General features: G+C 59.7%; 14 protein-coding genes. 7 read left to right on the top strand and 7 right to left on the bottom strand.

Annotation, left to right across the window (positions count from 1 at the left end):
- Positions 1 to 144: 144 nt before the first annotated feature.
- Together mutM and LT42_RS23240 are read right to left on the bottom strand one after the other, a co-directional pair.
- The gene (mutM, locus tag LT42_RS23245) at positions 145 to 957 is read right to left on the bottom strand and encodes a bifunctional DNA-formamidopyrimidine glycosylase/DNA-(apurinic or apyrimidinic site) lyase (RefSeq protein WP_037018797.1); all 813 of its coding nucleotides are present in this window, start codon (positions 955 to 957) and stop codon (positions 145 to 147) included.
- A 39-nt stretch (positions 958 to 996) separates the two neighbouring features.
- Positions 997 to 1809, bottom strand: coding sequence for an HDOD domain-containing protein (locus tag LT42_RS23240; protein ID WP_162835426.1), 813 nt, complete (start codon positions 1807 to 1809; stop codon positions 997 to 999).
- A 221-nt stretch (positions 1810 to 2030) separates the two neighbouring features.
- Here LT42_RS23240 and LT42_RS23235 point away from each other — a divergent pair, with 221 nt between their 5' ends.
- Positions 2031 to 3227 carry a class I SAM-dependent rRNA methyltransferase gene (locus LT42_RS23235; protein WP_037018792.1) on the top strand — a complete coding sequence of 399 codons (1197 nt, stop codon included), beginning with the start codon at positions 2031 to 2033 and terminating at the stop codon, positions 3225 to 3227.
- Positions 3228 to 3839: 612 nt separating this feature from the next.
- A complete protein-coding gene (ilvD, locus tag LT42_RS23230; RefSeq protein WP_037018789.1) occupies positions 3840 to 5687 on the top strand; it encodes a dihydroxy-acid dehydratase in 1848 nt (615 codons plus the stop codon).
- Between the two features lie 85 nt (positions 5688 to 5772).
- Here the strand turns inward: ilvD and LT42_RS23225 are convergent, their stop codons facing one another.
- Positions 5773 to 6237 carry a DUF3429 domain-containing protein gene (locus LT42_RS23225; protein ID WP_037018787.1) on the bottom strand — a complete coding sequence of 155 codons (465 nt, stop codon included), beginning with the start codon at positions 6235 to 6237 and terminating at the stop codon, positions 5773 to 5775.
- Positions 6238 to 6380: 143 nt separating this feature from the next.
- Here LT42_RS23225 and LT42_RS23220 point away from each other — a divergent pair, with 143 nt between their 5' ends.
- The gene (locus LT42_RS23220) at positions 6381 to 7649 is read left to right on the top strand and encodes a DASH family cryptochrome (protein ID WP_037018784.1); all 1269 of its coding nucleotides are present in this window, start codon (positions 6381 to 6383) and stop codon (positions 7647 to 7649) included.
- Between the two features lie 43 nt (positions 7650 to 7692).
- On the opposite strand, the gene LT42_RS23215 is transcribed toward LT42_RS23220, so the two are convergent.
- Both LT42_RS23215 and LT42_RS23210 read right to left on the bottom strand, forming a co-directional pair.
- Complete coding sequence (locus tag LT42_RS23215; protein WP_037018781.1) at positions 7693 to 8748, bottom strand: HAD family hydrolase; 1056 nt, start codon at positions 8746 to 8748, stop codon at positions 7693 to 7695.
- A 312-nt stretch (positions 8749 to 9060) separates the two neighbouring features.
- Positions 9061 to 9573, bottom strand: a complete 513-nt coding sequence (locus tag LT42_RS23210; protein WP_037018778.1) for a dihydrofolate reductase — start codon at positions 9571 to 9573, stop codon at positions 9061 to 9063.
- A 132-nt stretch (positions 9574 to 9705) separates the two neighbouring features.
- Between LT42_RS23210 and LT42_RS23205 the strand changes: the two genes are divergently transcribed.
- The 3 genes from LT42_RS23205 (at position 9706) to LT42_RS23195 (ending at position 13040) form a co-directional block, all read left to right on the top strand.
- Positions 9706 to 11085: a DUF2868 domain-containing protein gene (locus tag LT42_RS23205; protein WP_037018776.1), complete on the top strand. Its 1380-nt coding sequence runs from the start codon at positions 9706 to 9708 to the stop codon at positions 11083 to 11085.
- Entirely contained in the window at positions 11078 to 12463 is a 1386-nt protein-coding gene (locus LT42_RS23200) for a GTPase/DUF3482 domain-containing protein (protein ID WP_037018773.1), read from the top strand. Before LT42_RS23205 ends, LT42_RS23200 begins: the two co-directional genes overlap by 8 nt.
- A 121-nt stretch (positions 12464 to 12584) precedes the next feature.
- Positions 12585 to 13040: a YkgJ family cysteine cluster protein gene (locus tag LT42_RS23195; protein ID WP_037018771.1), complete on the top strand. Its 456-nt coding sequence runs from the start codon at positions 12585 to 12587 to the stop codon at positions 13038 to 13040.
- A gap of 207 nt (positions 13041 to 13247) precedes the next feature.
- Here the strand turns inward: LT42_RS23195 and typA are convergent, their stop codons facing one another.
- Both typA and thiI read right to left on the bottom strand, forming a co-directional pair.
- Complete coding sequence (gene typA / locus LT42_RS23190; protein WP_037018768.1) at positions 13248 to 15068, bottom strand: translational GTPase TypA; 1821 nt, start codon at positions 15066 to 15068, stop codon at positions 13248 to 13250.
- Between the two features lie 139 nt (positions 15069 to 15207).
- Positions 15208 to 16662, bottom strand: a complete 1455-nt coding sequence (gene thiI, locus LT42_RS23185; protein ID WP_037018765.1) for a tRNA uracil 4-sulfurtransferase ThiI — start codon at positions 16660 to 16662, stop codon at positions 15208 to 15210.
- 332 nt (positions 16663 to 16994) lie between these two features.
- Here thiI and glnA point away from each other — a divergent pair, with 332 nt between their 5' ends.
- Positions 16995 to 18401 carry a glutamate--ammonia ligase gene (gene glnA, locus LT42_RS23180; RefSeq protein WP_037018763.1) on the top strand — a complete coding sequence of 469 codons (1407 nt, stop codon included), beginning with the start codon at positions 16995 to 16997 and terminating at the stop codon, positions 18399 to 18401.
- The last annotated feature ends 178 nt before the right edge of the window (positions 18402 to 18579 follow it).

Raw genomic sequence — 18579 nt, 5'->3', positions numbered from 1 at the left:
GAAATGGTGCTGTTCACTATAAACAGGGCTTGGGCTTACGCAAGGGGGTGCGTGCCCCGATCACGGCACGCACTCCGTAGGAGGCCTCGTAAAAGCCGCGGTGAAACCGCTACGATCAGCCACAACCTCCGCAAAGGCCGGCGCTTACTTCTGGCACTTGGGGCAGTAAACACTGGCCCGCTGGCCCAACTTTGCCTCGCGTAGCGTGGTCCCGCATACTTTGCACGGCTGTCCGCCACGCCCATAGGCGAACAGCTCCTGCTGAAAGTATCCGGGCTGACCGTCACCGCCGATGAAATCGCGCAGCGTCGTGCCGCCACGTTCGATGGCCGCTGCCAGGATTCGCTTGATTTCGATCGCCAGCTTTATATAGCGCACCTTTGCGACGCTTCCGGCGGCGCGACGCGGATCAATGCCCGCGGCGAACAGCGCCTCGGTCGCATAGATATTGCCGACACCGACAACGATTGCGTTGTCCATGATGAATGGCTTGACCGCCATGGCCCGGCCACGCGACAGCTCGAACAGGCGCAGGCCGTCAAAGACTTCCGTCAGTGGTTCCGGGCCCAACCGCGCCAGCAGCTCGTGATTGAGCGGATCGAGACTCCACAGCATCGCACCGAACCGGCGAGGGTCGGTATAGCGCAGGGCCATGCCGGACTCCAGCTCGATGTCTACGTGCTCATGCTTGAGTGGCGGCAGGCCGGCATCGACCAGCCGCAAGTTGCCGGACATGCCCAGGTGAGCGATCAAGGTGCCCACTTCAGCCTGGATCAGCAGGTATTTGGCGCGCCTTTCGACAGCCACGATCTTTTGCCCTGACAGGCGCACGTCGAGGTCTTCAGGGATCGGCCAGCGCAGACGGCGATCACGCACGATCACTCGGCTCACGCGCTGGCCTACCAAATGGGGCGCAATGCCCCGACGGGTTGTTTCGACTTCAGGTAATTCAGGCATGCGGCAGCTCGATGTAGGGTCAGGCGCAGACGCGCGGCGTCAGTGTGCGCTCAGCTCGCGGATACTTTCCTTGAGGTATTCGAAGTCATAGTCGGACAAGCCGACGTAGTCCAGAATCAGATGCCCAATGCTGTCCCACTCATGGTCGACAGGATGGTTGCCGAGCACCTGATGGGACTGGCACACGTGTTCGGCCATCTTGAGAACCGCCAGCAGGTTCTTCAGTGGCGCGTTTCGACCCGAGTCGTCCTGAAAAATCGCCAGCGCATTATGGTGGTTGGCGATCGCGTTACTGACATGTTCCGGCAATCGCCAGGATTTGGCAGTGAAGTACCCGACGACGGCATGATTGGTATTGAGCAAACGGTTTTCGGTGTCGACCACGCGGCACTCGGCCGTTGCGTTGGCATAGGCTTCTTCCAGCACGCTCATGTAATCAGGAAAGCGCTTGATCATCAGCGGCACGCCGCAGTCATGAAACAGCCCCAACGCGTAGGACTCATCGACCGTCTGTGAACCGATGCGTTTGGCCAGCGTCAGGCTGGTCATCGCGACGTCCTGGGCCGTGTCCCAGAAGCGGTTGAGCACGACGATGGTTTCGTCGCTCATTTCGCCCTTGATTGACTGGGCGTTGATCAGGTTGATAACCGAGCGACTGCCAAGCAGGTTCACTGCGCGCTGGATGGAGGCGATCTTGTTGCTCAGGCCGTAATGGGGAGAGTTGACGAGTTTCAGCAGCGCGCCGGAGAGCCCGGGATCCTGGGAGATCAGTCGTGCGATTTCACCCAGGTCGGGGTCGGGCATGTACTGCTCCATCTGCAAATCCACCATGATTTGCGGCTGGGGCGGCACGCTGATGCCTTGTAACGCCTGCTGGATCTGCTCGGACGTAAGCTCTTGGGACATAAGTTCACACTCAGGGTCAGGGCACGATTCTAACCCCTTGCGCCCATGCTTCGACAACCGGGCAAGGATTCAGCGGATCCGACGGACAGCCAGACGGTCATCGAGCCGAGTGCGCCCGGCAGCAGCTTCACGCGCTATACTCCCGCTCTTTTTTCCGGAGCGACGTCATGTCCCTGCCTAGCTTGCGCCTCAAGCCCAACGCCGATCGCCGCCTGCGTGCCGGTCATTTGTGGGTCTACAGCAACGAAATCGACGTAGCTGCCACTCCACTCAACGGCTTCGCTCCGGGCACCCAAGCCATTTTGGAAACCGCCGGTGGCAAGCCTTTGGGCATCGTCGCCATGAGCCCGCAGAACCTGATTTGCGCACGCTTGCTGTCCCGCGACATCAAGTTGCCACTCGACAAGTCGTTGCTCGTTCATCGCCTGAACGTGTGCCTGTCGTTGCGCGAGCGTCTGTTCGACAAGCCGTTCTACCGCCTGGTTTACGGCGACTCGGACCTGCTGCCGGGTCTGGTTGTTGATCGTTTCGGCGACATTCTGGTCGTGCAACTGGCGTCAGCCACCATGGAACAGCACAAGGACGACGTGCTCGCCGCCCTGATTCAGGTGACCAAGCCGAGCGGCATCCTGCTCAAGAACGACTCCGCTGCACGGGACGCTGAAGGCCTGAACCGTTACGTTGAAACCGCGTTTGGCGTGGTGCCGGAATGGGTTGCGCTGGAAGAGAATGGCGTGAAGTTCGAAGCGCCGGTGATGGAGGGTCAGAAGACTGGCTGGTTCTACGATCACCGCATGAACCGTGCGCGTCTGGCGCCGTATGCCAAGGGCAAGCGGGTGCTGGACCTGTTCAGTTACATTGGCGGCTGGGGCATCCAGGCCGGTGCGTTCGGCGCCAGCGAAGTCTTCTGCGTCGATGCGTCAGCGTTTGCACTGGACGGTGTGGAGCGTAATGCGGCGCTCAACGGCTTCGCAGAGAAAGTCACCTGCATCGAAGGTGATGTCTTTGAAGCGCTCAAGGAACTGAAAGCAGCTGAAGAGCGGTTCGACGTGATCATCGCCGACCCGCCCGCGTTCATCAAACGCAAGAAGGACATGAAGAATGGCGAGGGCGCCTACCGCCGCTTGAACGAGCAAGCCATGCGCCTGCTCAGCAAAGACGGCATTCTGGTCAGCGCATCCTGCTCAATGCACCTGCCGGAAGACGACCTGCAGAACATCCTCCTCACCAGCGCCCGTCATCTGGACCGCAACATCCAGCTGCTCGAGCGCGGCGGCCAAGGCCCGGACCACCCGGTGCATCCTGCTATCCCTGAGACGCGCTACATCAAAAGCATCACCTGCCGGTTGCTGCCTAACAGTTGATGTATTGCCTGGCCTGACGCCTTCGCGGGCAAGCGCGCTCCTACACCGGACCGCGCAAGCCCGTCCGGGTTGTAGGCGATCTCGCTATTGCAACCGGCGTAATGCCGCGACGTCAGGCGCACCCGGGGGTTGCTTTGGCCTGTGTTGGTCCGCTGGACCCGTCGGCTGCGTCGACCTACATTGGCCAGTTGAACCCATTGGCCGCGTCGGCCACGTTGGGGCGTTGAACGGTTGAGCGTTGAGCGTTAAGCGTTGGCGTTGGCGTTGGCGTTGGCGTTGGCGTTGGGCGTTGGGCGTTGACGATGATATTGGCACGTCACGCGGTCCACTGTAGGAGCGCGCTTGCCCGCGAAAATTCTCGAAAGCCACCGCTGCCCCCAATCAGACCGAGAGCCGACCGCTGCCACTTCTCACCATTCCCTCCCGCCCTCACAGGTGTAGAATCAGCGCTATTCATCGCCAGTCATCCCCGGCGGGTTTATGAGCTCAGGCTGGGCGTACGGTGATCCCGTGTCGTTCGGTTTCTTCGCTGCATCCGGTCACTGCCTCTTGCACACGACGTCACTAGAAGCTCACTCCCTTCCTTACTAGCCGATTAGCCGGAGTGCTCCAATGCCTGATTACCGTTCGAAAACGTCCACCCACGGCCGCAATATGGCCGGCGCGCGCGCCTTGTGGCGTGCCACGGGCATGAAGGACGAAGATTTCAAAAAACCGATCATCGCCATCGCCAACTCGTTTACCCAGTTCGTGCCAGGCCACGTCCACCTCAAGGACCTCGGCCAACTGGTCGCGCGCGAGATCGAACGAGCTGGCGGCGTGGCCAAGGAATTCAACACCATTGCCGTGGATGACGGCATCGCCATGGGCCATGACGGCATGCTGTATTCGCTGCCCAGCCGCGAGATCATTGCCGACTCGGTCGAGTACATGGTCAATGCCCACTGTGCCGACGCCATTGTCTGTATCTCCAACTGCGACAAGATCACCCCCGGTATGTTGATGGCTGCGTTGCGCCTGAACATCCCGGTGATCTTCGTTTCCGGTGGCCCGATGGAAGCCGGCAAGACCAAGCTCGCCAGCCATGGTCTGGACCTGGTCGACGCCATGGTCATCGCTGCGGACTCCACCGCCTCGGACGAGAAAGTCGCCGAATACGAGCGCAGTGCATGCCCGACATGTGGCTCGTGCTCGGGGATGTTTACCGCCAACTCGATGAACTGCCTCACCGAAGCCCTGGGCCTTGCACTGCCAGGCAACGGTTCCACGCTGGCGACCCACTCTGACCGCGAGCAGCTGTTCCTGCAGGCCGGCCGCACCATCGTAGACCTGTGCAAAACCTACTACCGCGACAACGACGACTCGGTTCTGCCGCGCAATATCGCCAACTTCAAGGCGTTCGAAAACGCGATGACCCTCGACATCGCCATGGGCGGTTCGACCAACACCATCCTGCACTTGCTGGCTGCCGCCCAGGAAGCCGAGATCCCGTTCGACTTGCGCGACATCGACCGCCTGTCACGCCGCGTACCGCAACTGTGCAAAGTCGCGCCGAACATCCAGAAGTACCACATGGAAGACGTTCACCGCGCCGGCGGTATCTTCAGCATTCTGGGCTCGCTGGCCCGTGGCGGTTTGCTGCACACGGATTTGCCGACCGTGCACAGCAAGTCGATGGAAGAAGCCATCGCCAAGTGGGACATCACCCAGACGGACGACGAAGCGGTTCACCACTTCTTCAAGGCTGGCCCTGCAGGTATCCCGACGCAAACGGCCTTTAGTCAGTCGACCCGCTGGGAAACGCTGGACGACGATCGCGAGAACGGCTGCATCCGCAGTGTCGAGCATGCTTACTCACAGGAAGGCGGCCTGGCCGTGTTGTACGGCAACATCGCACTCGACGGCTGCGTGGTGAAAACCGCCGGCGTCGACGAGTCGATTCACGTGTTCGAAGGCAACGCCAAGATTTTCGAAAGTCAGGACAGCGCCGTGCGCGGCATTCTGGCTGACGAAGTGAAGGCCGGCGACATCGTGATCATTCGTTACGAAGGCCCGAAAGGCGGCCCGGGGATGCAGGAAATGCTGTACCCGACGTCTTACCTGAAGTCCAAAGGCCTGGGCAAAGCGTGCGCGCTGCTGACCGATGGGCGCTTCTCGGGCGGGACCTCTGGCCTTTCCATTGGCCACGCCTCTCCTGAAGCAGCGGCGGGCGGTGCAATCGGTCTGGTTCGTGACGGCGACAAGGTGCTGATCGACATTCCCAATCGCTCGATCAACCTGATGATCGACGACGCGGAAATGGCTGAACGTCGCGCCGAGCAGGAAAAGAAAGGCTGGAAGCCGGTTGAGTCACGCCCTCGCAAAGTGACCACCGCCCTCAAGGCCTATGCCCTGTTGGCCACCAGCGCCGACAAGGGAGCGGTGCGTGACAAGGCGATGCTCGACAAGCTGATGCCGTAAGCATCCTTGCGTAGCTGAAAACACCCCGCATGCCGGGGTGTTTTTTTGTCCCGATTTCGTCGGGCTGCGCACCAGATGAGCGTATTTATGAGCCGATGGCTACCGTGATCGCACTCAGCAGAAGGCAGAGACTGGCGACCAACGTCAAACGCAAACGCATGGGTAAATACCAGGCGGGCAACGTCGCGGCTTTCACCAGGCGCCGATCCTGCCAGTAGTGCGCGACGAAGCCCAAAATCAACAGCAGAAGCCCCAAAGGCGCCGGCAAGAGCAAAGCGGGCCAGGCGATCAGGGCCGGTATCACGCTCCAGATAAACCGCTCGCGACACTGATCCGCATGCAGGTCCTGAAGGGTCATGGCGAACCCCCAATGCAGTGCGCCCACAAAGCTCAGGATCACGGCGCCGTAAGCGACCAGCGCTTGCGTCAGGAAAGGCCGATATTGGGCTGAAAACAGGATCAGCAACAGCAGGCCAACGAACGGCAGCAGACCACCGTAGCCCAGCAGGGCGACGTACCTTGGCGGCGAAGACAGCGACGACGCTTTCATTTGAGTCCCTTTCAGTCATTTACGTGAAAGACTATGGCTCAAAAGCGCATTCCTGTTTAGCTTCTCTTCGCTCGGCCGGAAAAAGGGCCACATCCTGTAACCCACTGATCAAGGCCTGATCCATAGCCGCTGAGACCGCCCTCATGAATACGTTGATCTACTGGTTCCGTCAGGACCTCAGGCTTGCCGACAATCCTGCCTTCAGCCATGCATGTGAGCTTGCCACCACGCTCCTGCCGGTTTACTGCACACCCGTGGCAACTACAACGCCATGGGCATTCGAGCGTATCGGTGCCCACCGCCAGTATTTCGAGCAGACTGCGGTCAGCGCACTGGCCGGGCAGTTGAGCGCACGGGGCAGCGCGCTGATGCAGATCGAGGGCGAGTCCGTTGCAGGCATTGTCGCGCTCGCCCACGACTTGGGTATCGATACGATCATTTGCGAACACATCGCAGCGCCGGAAGAGGATGCACAGGTGCAAGCCCTCCGCGCGGCAGGACTGACCGTGGAAGATCACTGGCAGTCGACACTGTTTACGCTGGATGAACTCCCGATGGCGGTCGAGGAGCTGCCTGACGTATTCAGCAGCTTTCGACGTCTTGTGGAAAAAGCTCACGCCTCGCCGCGCACTGTCATACCGGCCCCGACCACTATTCCAGCGCTGCCCAATGGCGTGAGCATTGACTCGACCACGCTGCAACCGCCTGCGCCTCTGGACTCACGCTCGGCATTTCCTTATCAGAACCAGGCGTTTCACGGCGGCGAGCACGCGGCCATCGAGCACCTGCAGCAGTATTTCAGCCGGGGGCTGGCGAACAGCTACAAAGCCACGCGCAACACCTTGAGCGCTGTGGACGACTCCACCAAGTTTTCGCCCTGGCTTGCGCGTGGTTCGCTTTCAGCGCCGCAGATCGATCAGGCATTGAAGGCTTTCGAGGCCGAACACGGCGCCAACGACAGCACGTACTGGATCTATTTCGAGTTGTTGTGGCGTGATTACTTTCGCTTGCTGCACCTGAAATACGGTCGCCTGCTGTACCGCGCCAGCGGCCTGAAGGGCAGCAGCGAACCGGGCCACAACCCACAGGGGTTTGCGCGCTGGTGTCGGGGTGAGACCGGAGAGGCGTTGATTGACGCCGGTATGCGGGAATTAGCGGCGACCGGGTACCTGTCCAACCGAATGCGCCAGATCGTCGCCAGTTACCTGATTTTCGACCTGAAGGGCGACTGGCGCGCCGGGGCCGCGTGGTTCGAGGCGCAGCTGGTCGATTACGACGTCTACAGCAATCAGGGCAACTGGCTGTACATCGCTGGCTACGGAACCGACCCCAGGGGCGGTCGACGCTTCAATACCGCGAAACAGGCCGCCGAACATGATACCGACGGTGCGTATCGCACGTTATGGGCCTGACCCTGCGCGGCACGGCAACCCCCGTGCCGCGTGATGGGACGGCTTACTGAATCTCTTCCGGTTTGACGATCACCCAGTTTTTGTCTGCCGTTACCGGCAGGCCCTCTTTGGCCTGAGCCTCGGCGTTGGTTTTCATCATGCCGCTGAGCTGGGTCATGTACTTGTCCTTGCGATTGACCCACAGGTGAACGCCGCCCTTGCTGACGTCGACACTGTGAAAAAGCATATAGCCATCGCTGGAAGGTGTATCGCCGCCCACCAGAACCGGTTTTTTCCACTGATCGATATAGGTGAGAATCGCGGCCTGCTTGCCTGCCATCCAGGTCGCCGGCGTCCACAGGTAAGGCGTCAGCTCAAGCCCGAGGTTGGCTTTCTCATCGTATTTGCCCGCAGTGATCTGCTTGCGTGCAGTGGTCAGCTCACCCGTCTGACGGTTCTTCAGCAGCGTGGTCACACCGATGACGTTCTGCGGCTTCACGTTGTAGCCGTACTTGGGATCGGCGGCGACCATGCGCACCAGTTCCTCCGACGCCGCCGTCATCACATACACCTCGATGCCGTTCTCCATCAGCTTGTTGTACAGCTCGGCCTGGCCGGTGAAGACCTTGGGCGGCTGCACTTCGATGGTCTTGACCACGTCGCCTTCGTAATACGTGCTCGGCACCGGCTTGCCCGATGCCATCAACTCGTCGACATACCCTTTGAGCTCCTGGAGGGTAAAGCCGGAGAACACCTGCGCAACCCATGGGTAACAGACCATGTCGTCGATTTCACAGAGCCGGTAGTAGTAGCTGAACAGGCTTTCCTTATGGTCAGCGGTGTCCTTGAACGGGATGAGCTTGAGAGAGGGATCGAGCGAATCGCGGGTGATCAGCCCTTTGTTTTCCATGAACGGCAGCAGAGACTCTTCCAGGTCGTAGCGGTAGCTGGTGTTGTCCATGTCGAAAACGGCGAAGTTACCTTTGTTGGCATTGGCCGCAATCATCGCGTTGAGCTGCTTGGCCGCAGGCGCGGGCCAGTGGGTCAGCTCGGTGGCAGACACTTGAGTGGCACAGCACAGATAAATCGCAGCGGCCAGCAATGTTGGCGCAAGTTTCATAGTAGGTCCGCTCCCCGGTTGTTGGTTCGAAGAAGGACCGTAGCAAAAAGCCGTTACAAGTTTGATGCGTCAGCGACCGCGTCCGTTCCGAGGGCGTCACTGGAATCGCCATTCGCGCCAGATGACGTAAAAACGACGTTTTTGTGACAGGGCTGACCATTTGCACATCGGTAGGAGCCGGCTTGCTGGCGAACCCGCCGTTTCAGGCAACTTGATGGATGGCAGATTCCACGCATTCGCGGGCAAGCGCGCTCCTACAGTTGACCGCGTTCCTCTGTAGGAGTGAGCTTGCTTGCGATAGCGATCGCGATATCAGATTCGCTCCCAAACCTCGAAACTGTAGGCAGGCTTATCGGCGAGCGCAGGGTTCTCTGTGTTCGACACCAGCGTCCACTGCCCCTCGTCAAACTCCGGAAACCACGCATCGCCTTCGGGACTCAGCGCCACGCGGGTGAGGTACAGGCGGTCAGCGCGCTCGAGGGCTTGGCCATAAAGTTGTGCGCCGCCGATCAGCATCACTTCGCTGACCCCTTGCTGGCGCGCCCACTCCTCAGCGCGATGCACTGCCGCGTCCAGAGAGGTAAAGACTTCGGCGCCTTCAAGCTGCAAATCCTGCTGGCGTGTGACCACCAGATTCAACCGGCCCGGCAACGGACGGCCCAGGGAATCCCAGGTCTTGCGACCCATGATGATCGGCTTGCCGAGGGTGGTTGCTTTGAAATACTTGAAGTCCCCTGGCAAGTGCCAAGGCATGGAATTGTCGATGCCGATGACCCGGTTTTCAGCGAGTGCGGCGATCAGGCTCAGAGGGAGATGTTTTTTCATGCCGGCGAGGATATCAGACCACCCTGCCCCAGCACATTCGCTTGCCGCGCGGTCCAAGGACCAAACCCGCTCGCTGCCCGACGGCAGCCACACCGGTTATGCTGACCTACGATTTTACCGACGAGACGCCGCGTGACTGCACTGACTCCCCTTGACGAACTCTGGCTGACCGAAGCCGTACGCCTGCGCGAAGAACACGCGGGCGTGCTCGACGATGAAGAAGCCAACCGCCGTGCGCGTGCAAGCGGCGGCGACCTGCAAACCCGGATCAAACACCGTGCCCTGTGGCTTGCCGAACGTGACGGCATGCGCAAGGCACTGCATCACTGGAAACAAGGCGCGCGCCTGGCGTTGATCGGGCTGGCGGTGTTCGCGGTGTTCAGCGGCGCCGGACTGGCTTTCGCCGCATTGGGCGACGGACAGGCGCCCGTCAATGTGTTCTGGGCCTTAGGCAGTTTGCTCGGCCTCAATCTGATCTTGCTGATGAGCTGGATAAGCGGCGTGCTTTTCGCCGGCAAAAGCACGGCCGGCCTTGGTCGACTCTGGCTGTGGCTCAGCGAGAAGCTGGCGCGCGATGCACAGGCGGCACAACTGGCCCCCGCGCTGATTCTGCTGTTGCAGCGCAAGCGCCTGAATCGCTGGTTGTTGGGCACGTGCGTCAATGGTCTCTGGCTGCTGGCCTTGCTCAGCGCTTTGACGATCATGGTTTTACTGATGGCCACCCGGCGCTACGGCTTCGTCTGGGAAACCACCATTCTAGGCAGTGACACTTTTGTCAGCCTGACCCGAGGCCTGGGAGCGATTCCTTCGTTGCTGGGCTTCAGCGTGCCGACCGAGGCCATGATTCGCGCCAGCGGCGACAGTGCGCTGTCTATCGAAAACGCGCGTCAGGCATGGGCAGGATGGTTGGTCGGCGTGCTCATGGTTTTCGGCATCCTGCCGCGCCTGATCCTGACCGTGCTGTGCTATGTGCGTTGGCATGTCGGCTGCCGTGCATTGGCCCTTGATCTGAACCACCCCGGCTATGTCGAGTTACGCGAGCGTCTGATGCCAAGCAGCGAACGGCTGGGCATCAATGATGCTGCCCCGGCGCAGCTTCACGCGGTGCAGACCGGTCCGGCGGCAAGTCAGAGTCAAGGCGCGCTGCTGCTCGCCATCGAACTGGATAATCAACAGCCCTGGCCGCCCGCGCTTCCTGAAAACGTGACCGACGCTGGCGTTCTCGACTCGCGCGAATCGCGGCGCACGCTGCTCGACCAGCTGACACGCTTCCCGCCTGCCCGCCTTGTCATCGCGTGCGACCCGCGTCGCTCCCCGGACCGCGGCAGCCTGGCATTGATCGCAGAGTTGGCGCGTTGCGCGACAGCGACGCGCATCTGGCTACTGCCTGCGCCCGCGGGACAAATACTGGACGCCGACCGAGTGGATGACTGGCACAGTGGGTTGCAGCAGCTCGAACTGAACTGGACCGACAGCGCGCCATTGACCTGGCTGGAGAGCGGACATGACTGACAAGGACACTGTTCGCCCCCTGAAACTGGCCGTGGTCGGCCATACCAACGTCGGCAAGACTTCACTGCTGCGCACGCTGACACGCGATGTCGGCTTTGGTGAAGTCTCCCACCGCCCGAGCACCACGCGACACGTTGAAGGCGCACGCTTGTCGGTTGACGGCGAGGCACTGCTGGAGCTGTACGATACGCCAGGGCTTGAGGACGCCATCGCTCTGCTCGATTACCTTGAACGCCTGGACAGGCCCGGCGAACGGCTCGACGGTCCGGCGCGGCTTGGGCGCTTTCTTGAGGGGAGCGAAGCGCGCCAGCGTTTTGAGCAGGAAGCAAAAGTGCTTCGCCAGTTGCTCGCGTCGGACGCTGGGTTGTACGTCATCGACGCGCGCGAGCCGGTGTTGGCCAAGTATCGCGACGAACTGGCCGTACTCGCCAGCTGCGGCAAGCCTCTGCTGCCGGTGCTTAACTTCGTCACCAGCCCGCAACAGCGCGAACCGGACTGGCGGGAAGCCCTGGCTCGTCTGGGCCTGCACGCATTGGTGCGGTTCGACAGCGTTGCGCCACCGGAAGACGGCGAGCGCCGTTTGTATGAAAGCCTTGCTCTGTTGCTGGAAACCTCACGGGGGCGGCTTGAGCGTCTTATTGCCGTTCAGCAGGCCCAGCGTGAAGCCCGGCGGCTGAGCGCGGCAAGGCTGATCGCCGAGCTGTTGCTGGACTGCGCCGCCTGTCGCAGAAGCGTCACCACCGAGAATGGCCTGGTCGAGGCCGCCATTGCTGATCTGCGCAAAGCCGTGCGGCAGCGGGAGCAGCGTTGCGTCGAGTCGCTGCTCAAGCTTTACGGGTTTCGTCGTGAAGACGCCTCAGCCAGCGACCTGCCACTGCTGGATGGGCGCTGGGGCGACGACCTGTTCAACCCTGAAACCCTTAAGCTGCTCGGCGTTCGAGTGGGCGGCGGCATTGCTGCGGGGGCGGCGGCTGGCGCAGGCGTTGACCTGCTGGTCGGCGGCATCACCTTGGGCGCAGCGGCATTGGTCGGCGCAATTGCCGGCGGCGCCCTGCAAACGGCGCGCAGCTATGGCGGCCGGCTGATGGGCAAACTCAAGGGCCAACGCGAACTGACCGTTGACGACGCAGTGCTGAGATTACTGGCTCTGCGCCAGCGGCTGCTGCTGCAAGCGCTCGAAGTGCGTGGGCATGCCGCCATGGAGAGCATCAAGCTGACCGCTCCACAGGACAAGACCTGGCGCGAAGGCAAACTGCCGGAGGCGCTGCATAAAGCCAGGGCACACCCGCAATGGTCATCCTTGAACCCGGGCGCAAAGCTCAACCAGACGGAGCGTCAGGAGCAAATCGAGGCGCTGGCAAACACCGTGCTCATCTGAACAAACGTCATCACAGATCGCCCAAGTAACAGCCGACAGTCGCATCGCTTGTTTTTGCGGTAGGGGAAACGCGCGCGGACCGGTATGATCGCGCGCCCGATACACCCGGAAGCACAGACCCATGAAACCCACCTTGATCGCCGCTGCAGAACTCGACCGCATCGAGACCTGGCAGAAATACTCCAGCTACATGTGCGGAGGCTGCATCTCCAGTTGCTGCACGCTGCCGGTTGAAGTGAAGATCAAGGACCTGATCCGCATTGGCATCGTTGACGAGTTCGAGCAGGGGGACAATCCCAAGAACATCGCCAAGCGCCTGCAGAAGGAAGGGGTCGTCGAGCGCTTCAATCAGAAGTCCGGGATTTTTACCTTGCAGCGCATGAGCAACAACGACTGCCTGTATCTGGACCGTAAAAGCCGCCTGTGCACCATCTACGACAAGCGCCCTGACACTTGCCGCAACCACCCGAAAATCGGCCCACGCCCTGGTTACTGCGCGTACAAGCCGAAGGAAGTCGTGCGCGAGAGCACAGGTACTCTGAACTCAAACTCCGGCCGGGTGCCGTTGAAGTTCTAAGACCCCTGCAGAGTTCGCGTACGCCTTCCCGGCTGAAGCCGGTCCTACCAAAGGCGCGTGGACCTCAGTGGGACCGGCTTTAGCCGGGAAGGGGCCGGATTGAGGGACATCGCCCTCACAGCATCGACACCGGCCGAAGCAAAACTCAGACAAACAAAAACGCCCCCGGCCTTACGACCGGGGGCGTTTTCGTTCAGCCGGGGCTAGTTACGCCTTGGCTTTCTTGGCAGCGCGGGTACGCTCGCCTTCGTCCAGAATCTTCTTGCGAAGACGGATCGACTTAGGCGTCACTTCACACAGCTCGTCGTCCTGGATGAATTCCAGAGCCTGTTCCAGGGTGAAGCGAACAGGTGGAACCAGAGCGATGGTCTCGTCTTTACCCGAAGCACGCATGTTGTCGAGCTTCTTGCCTTTGGTTGGGTTCACGCCCATGTCGTTGTCGCGGCTGTTGAGGCCGACGATCTGACCGTTGTAGATCTCCTGACCGTGCTCGACGAACAGCTTGCCGCGCGCCTGCAGGGTTTCCAGGGAGTAGGTCAGTGCCTTGCCGGTTTCAACCGAAACCAGAACGCCGTTCTGACGGCCAGACATGTCACCGGACTTCATGGTGTCGTAACGATCGAAGATCGAAGTCAGGATGCCAGCACCGTTGGTCAGGGTCAGGAACTGGTTACGGAAACCGATCAGACCGCGAGCAGGGATGTTGTACTCCAAACGAACACGGCCTTTGCCATCCGGCACCATGTTGGTCAGGTCGCCCTTACGCAGGCCCATCTCTTCCATGACCTTGCCCTGGGATTCTTCAGGGGTGTCGATGGTTACGTTTTCAAACGGTTCCTGCTTCACGCCGTCAACCTGACGGATGATGACCTCAGGACGGCCGACGCCCATTTCGAAGCCTTCGCGACGCATGGTTTCGATCAGTACCGACAAGTGCAGCTCACCACGGCCCGAGACCTTGAACTTGTCAGCCGAGTCGCCTTCTTCAACGCGCAGAGCAACGTTGTACAGCAGCTCTTTGTCCAGACGCTCCTTGATGTTACGGGAGGTCACGAACTTGCCTTCTTTACCGCAGAATGGCGAATCGTTGACCTGGAAGGTCATCGAAACGGTTGGCTCGTCAACGGTCAGCGGCTTCATCGCTTCGACCGCGTCCGGGTGGCACAGGGTGTCGGAGATGAACAGCGAATCCATACCGCTGATGCAAACGATGTCGCCAGCGGCTGCTTCTTCGACGTCGATGCGGTGCAGACCGTGGTGACCCATCAGCTTCAGGATACGGCCGTTGCGCTTCTTGCCATCGGCACCGATCGCGACAACCGGGGTGTTCGGCTTGACGCGACCACGGGCGATACGACCAACACCAATGACGCCCAGGAAGCTGTTGTAGTCCAGTGCCGAGATTTGCATCTGGAACGGACCGTCACGGTCAACCTTTGGCGCAGGGACGTTGTCGACGATCGACTGATACAGCGGCGTCATGTCTTCAGCCATGTCGGTGTGATCCAGACCGGCAATGCCGTTCAGGGCCGAGGCGTAGACGACTTTGAAATCCAGCTGCTCTTCGGTAGCACCCAGGTTGTCGAACAGGTCGAAGATCTGGTCCAGAACCCAATCCGGACGAGCGCCTGGACGGTCAACCTTGTTGATGCAGACGATTGGACGCAGGCCGGCTTCAAAAGCCTTCTTGGTCACGAAGCGGGTTTGCGGCATAGGGCCGTCTTGAGCGTCAACCAGCAGCAGAACGGAGTCAACCATCGACATCACGCGCTCTACTTCACCACCGAAGTCGGCGTGGCCAGGGGTGTCAACGATGTTGATGTGGTAGCCATTCCAGTTGATCGCGGTGTTCTTCGCGAGAATGGTAATACCGCGTTCTTTCTCCTGGTCGTTGGAGTCCATCACGCGTTCGTCGTTGAGCTCGTTGCGCTCAAGGGTGCCGGACTGGCGCAGAAGCTTGTCGACGAGGGTAGTTTTACCGTGGTCAACGTGAGCAATGATGGCGATGTTGCGTAGATTTTCGATCACTTGTGTATCTCGATCAGAGGATTCGGTCAGCTGACTAGTGTAGGCAGCTATGAACGGTGGAGCCGGCGAAAGCCGTTACGGCTGACGACTGGTGTCGGGGGGCCGGTGACGCAAGCCACAGGCAAACAGCCCCGGGCACTTAGCTCGGTCGATAAACGCGCACATTGGCATGCCCCTCACTGAGCAGATGATGAGCATGCAGGCGACTCATGACGCCTTTGTCGCAATAGAGCAGGTACTGGCGCGTGTCATCCAGTTCCTTGAAACGGCTGTTCAATGCAAAGAACGGCAGCGTTTGTACTTCGATACCAGCCAGGTCCAGCGGGTGGTCGTCAGCGTCATCCGGGTGGCGGATGTCGATAACCACTTGCCCTGCCAGCGCCTGGCCGACTTCTTCAACCTGAACGTCCTGGCCCAGTTCTTCGATCACACGATCGATCGGCACCAGACGAGCGTTTTCAAGCGCACGCTCAAGCACAGCCATGTCGAACGCTTTTTCTTCGTGTTCAACCCGGTTGCGCTTGGCTGCAGTCTTGGGGTTAACCGAGATCACGCCGCAGTATTCGGGCATATGCCGGGCAAAATCGCCTGTGCCGATCTGGTCGGCCAGGTCAATAATGTCCTGCTTGTGACTGGCAATCAGCGGTCGCAAGACCAGCTTCTCCGTTACGCAGTCGATGACCGACAGATTGGGCAGCGTCTGGCTGGAAACCTGGGAGATCGCCTCACCCGTCACCAGTGCATCAATCTCCAGCCTGTCGGCAATGTTGGTCGCGGCGCGCAACATCATACGCTTCAATACTACGCCCATATGACTGTTATCGACTTTTCCGAGAATTTCTCCCAGAACTTCCTCGAACGGTACGCTGACGAACAGCACGCGCTGGGAGCTGCCGTACTTCTTCCAGATGAAGTGCGCGACTTCCATCACGCCCAGCTCGTGGGCGCGGCCGCCCAGATTGAAGAAGCAGAAATGGCTCATCAAGCCGCGGCGCATGATCTGATAAGCCGCGACGGTGGAGTCGAAACCGCCTGACATGAGGATCAGGGTCTGTTCAAGCGATCCCAGCGGATAACCGCCGATACCGTTGTGCTGGCTGTGGATCACGAACAGGCGCTGGTCACGGATTTCGATCCGGACTTCGACTTCCGGCGCCTTGAGCGAAATGCCTGCCGCGTTGCATTCCCGACGCAGCTTGCTGCCGACGTATTTCTCGACGTCCATGGAGCTGAAGTCGTGGTGACCAGCCCGCTTGCAGCGCACCCCGAATATTTTGCCGGGGATCGCGTCACCGAAGTGCAGCTTGCACTTATCGTAAATGTCCTCCATGTCGCCCAGCGGATGCTGGTCGACTTGCAGGAAATGCGTGATGCCGGGCATGCAGCTCAGACGCTCGGTCATCTCGCGCAAAACTTTGGCATCCTCGACCCTGGTTTCGACCTCAAGGTTGTCCCACACGCCATCCACCACCAACGCCGGGTCCAGATCTCGGAGCACCGTACGGATGTTCTTGGCCAGCTGTTTGATGAAACGCTTACGCACAGGCCGGCTTTTGATAGTGATTTCTGGGAAGACTTTGACGATTAATTTCATGAAAACAGCGCGCTAGGTCCCGGTCGAAAAAGGGGGGCGCGGATTATAGCGGAAATTGCTCAAGGTTTAACCAGTTATCGTATAGCCGGTCATCAGCGCACCAAAACGGAACTGTATACAATCTTTCAGCACCATAACGGTGCGTACTTTTTCATTTATGCGACGCTTAGCGCCCGATATGACGCCAATTTGAGCCTGAAACCCAACACAGGGCACTGGCATGCAAATTGCTCCCTTGTGAGGCAGGTTGCCTTGGTCGAGTATCGCGGCCGGCATCACCAAAATTAAGGGGCCAACCACTACCCAGGCCCTAATCCACCCCGGAGGACAGCATGTCGAAGTCGGTTCAACTCATCAAAGATCATGACGTTAAGTGGATTGATCTGCGCTTCACGGACACCAAAGGCACTCAGCACCACGTGACCATGCCGGCCCGCGATGCGCTGGAAGACGACTTCTTCGAAGTCGGCAAAATGTTCGACGGCTCCTCCATCTCGGGCTGGAAAGGCATCGAAGCCTCCGACATGATCCTGCTGCCGGACGACGAAACAGCCGTTCTCGATCCGTTCACCGAAGAGCCTACGCTGATTCTGGTTTGCGACATCATCGAACCTTCGACTATGCAGGGTTACGATCGCGACCCACGCGCCATCGCTCACCGCGCCGAGGAATACCTGAAGTCGACCGGTATCGGTGACACGGTATTCGCAGGCCCTGAGCCGGAATTCTTCATCTTCGACGAAGTGAAATTCAAATCCGACATCTCCGGCTCCATGTTCAAGATCTACTCCGAACAGGGTTCCTGGATGTCCGACGCGGACATCGAAGGCGGTAACAAGGGCCACCGTCCAGGCATCAAAGGCGGCTACTTCCCGGTTCCACCGTTCGACCACGACCACGAAATCCGCACCGCAATGTGCAACGCGCTGGAAGAAATGGGCCAGGTCGTCGAAGTTCACCACCACGAAGTGGCAACCGCTGGCCAGAACGAAATCGGCGTGAAATTCAACACGCTGGTCAAGAAGGCTGACGAAGTTCAAACCCTGAAGTACGTCGTGCACAACGTTGCAGACGCTTACGGCCGCACCGCTACCTTCATGCCGAAGCCTCTGTACGGCGATAACGGTTCGGGTATGCACGTTCACATGTCCATCTCCAAAGATGGCAAGAACACCTTTGCTGGCGAAGGCTATGCCGGCCTGTCCGATACCGCTCTGTACTTCATCGGCGGCATCATCAAGCACGGCAAGGCGCTGAACGGCTTCACCAACCCGGCGACCAACTCCTACAAGCGTCTGGTTCCAGGTTTCGAAGCGCCGGTCATGCTGGCCTACTCCGCACGTAACCGTTCTGCTTCGATCCGTATTCCTTACGTCAACAGCCCTAAAGGTCGTCGTATCGAAGCACGCTTCCCGGACCCGGCTGCCAACCCGTACCTGGCGTTCGCTGCACTGTTGATGGCTGGCCTGGACGGCATCCAGAACAAGATCCACCCTGGCGATGCTGCTGACAAAAACCTGTATGACCTGCCGCCAGAAGAGGCGAAAGAGATTCCACAAGTGTGCGGCAGCCTGAAAGAAGCCCTGGAAGAGCTGGATAAAGGTCGTGCGTTCCTGACCAAAGGCGGCGTGTTCAGCGACGATTTCATCGACGCTTACATCGCTCTGAAATCTGAAGAAGAGATCAAAGTGCGTACCTTCGTACACCCACTGGAATACGAGCTGTACTACAGCTGCTGATCCAGTCGCGCCGGCGAGAGCCGCGCGAACAAGAGGCCTCCTTCGGGAGGCCTTTTTGCAAAATGTGGAAAACTATTTCGGATCAGATAGCCGAACCTCGTCGGTACTCAAACGGGACGTTGATCCATCTTCGAAATAAGAGCCATGGCATTCATCACTGGATTCCGTCTCCACATGA

Origin of the sequence: Pseudomonas lutea, from assembly GCF_000759445.1 — a bacterium.
GTDB lineage: Bacteria > Pseudomonadota > Gammaproteobacteria > Pseudomonadales > Pseudomonadaceae > Aquipseudomonas > Aquipseudomonas lutea.
This window is presented reverse-complemented; position numbering and strand designations above follow the sequence as displayed.

Excerpts from the sequence above, each read along its gene's own strand:
- mutM (WP_037018797.1), bottom strand. The coding sequence starts at position 957 with ATGCCTGAATTACCTGAAGTCGAAACAACCCGTCGGGGCATTGCGCCC.
- LT42_RS23235 (WP_037018792.1), top strand. The coding sequence starts at position 2,031 with ATGTCCCTGCCTAGCTTGCGCCTCAAGCCCAACGCCGATCGCCGCCTG.
- ilvD (WP_037018789.1), top strand. The coding sequence starts at position 3,840 with ATGCCTGATTACCGTTCGAAAACGTCCACCCACGGCCGCAATATGGCC.
- LT42_RS23225 (WP_037018787.1), bottom strand. The coding sequence starts at position 6,237 with ATGAAAGCGTCGTCGCTGTCTTCGCCGCCAAGGTACGTCGCCCTGCTG.
- LT42_RS23220 (WP_037018784.1), top strand. The coding sequence starts at position 6,381 with ATGAATACGTTGATCTACTGGTTCCGTCAGGACCTCAGGCTTGCCGAC.
- LT42_RS23215 (WP_037018781.1), bottom strand. The coding sequence starts at position 8,748 with ATGAAACTTGCGCCAACATTGCTGGCCGCTGCGATTTATCTGTGCTGT.
- LT42_RS23210 (WP_037018778.1), bottom strand. The coding sequence starts at position 9,573 with ATGAAAAAACATCTCCCTCTGAGCCTGATCGCCGCACTCGCTGAAAAC.
- LT42_RS23200 (WP_037018773.1), top strand. The coding sequence starts at position 11,078 with ATGACTGACAAGGACACTGTTCGCCCCCTGAAACTGGCCGTGGTCGGC.
- LT42_RS23195 (WP_037018771.1), top strand. The coding sequence starts at position 12,585 with ATGAAACCCACCTTGATCGCCGCTGCAGAACTCGACCGCATCGAGACC.
- thiI (WP_037018765.1), bottom strand. The coding sequence starts at position 16,662 with ATGAAATTAATCGTCAAAGTCTTCCCAGAAATCACTATCAAAAGCCGG.
- glnA (WP_037018763.1), top strand. The coding sequence starts at position 16,995 with ATGTCGAAGTCGGTTCAACTCATCAAAGATCATGACGTTAAGTGGATT.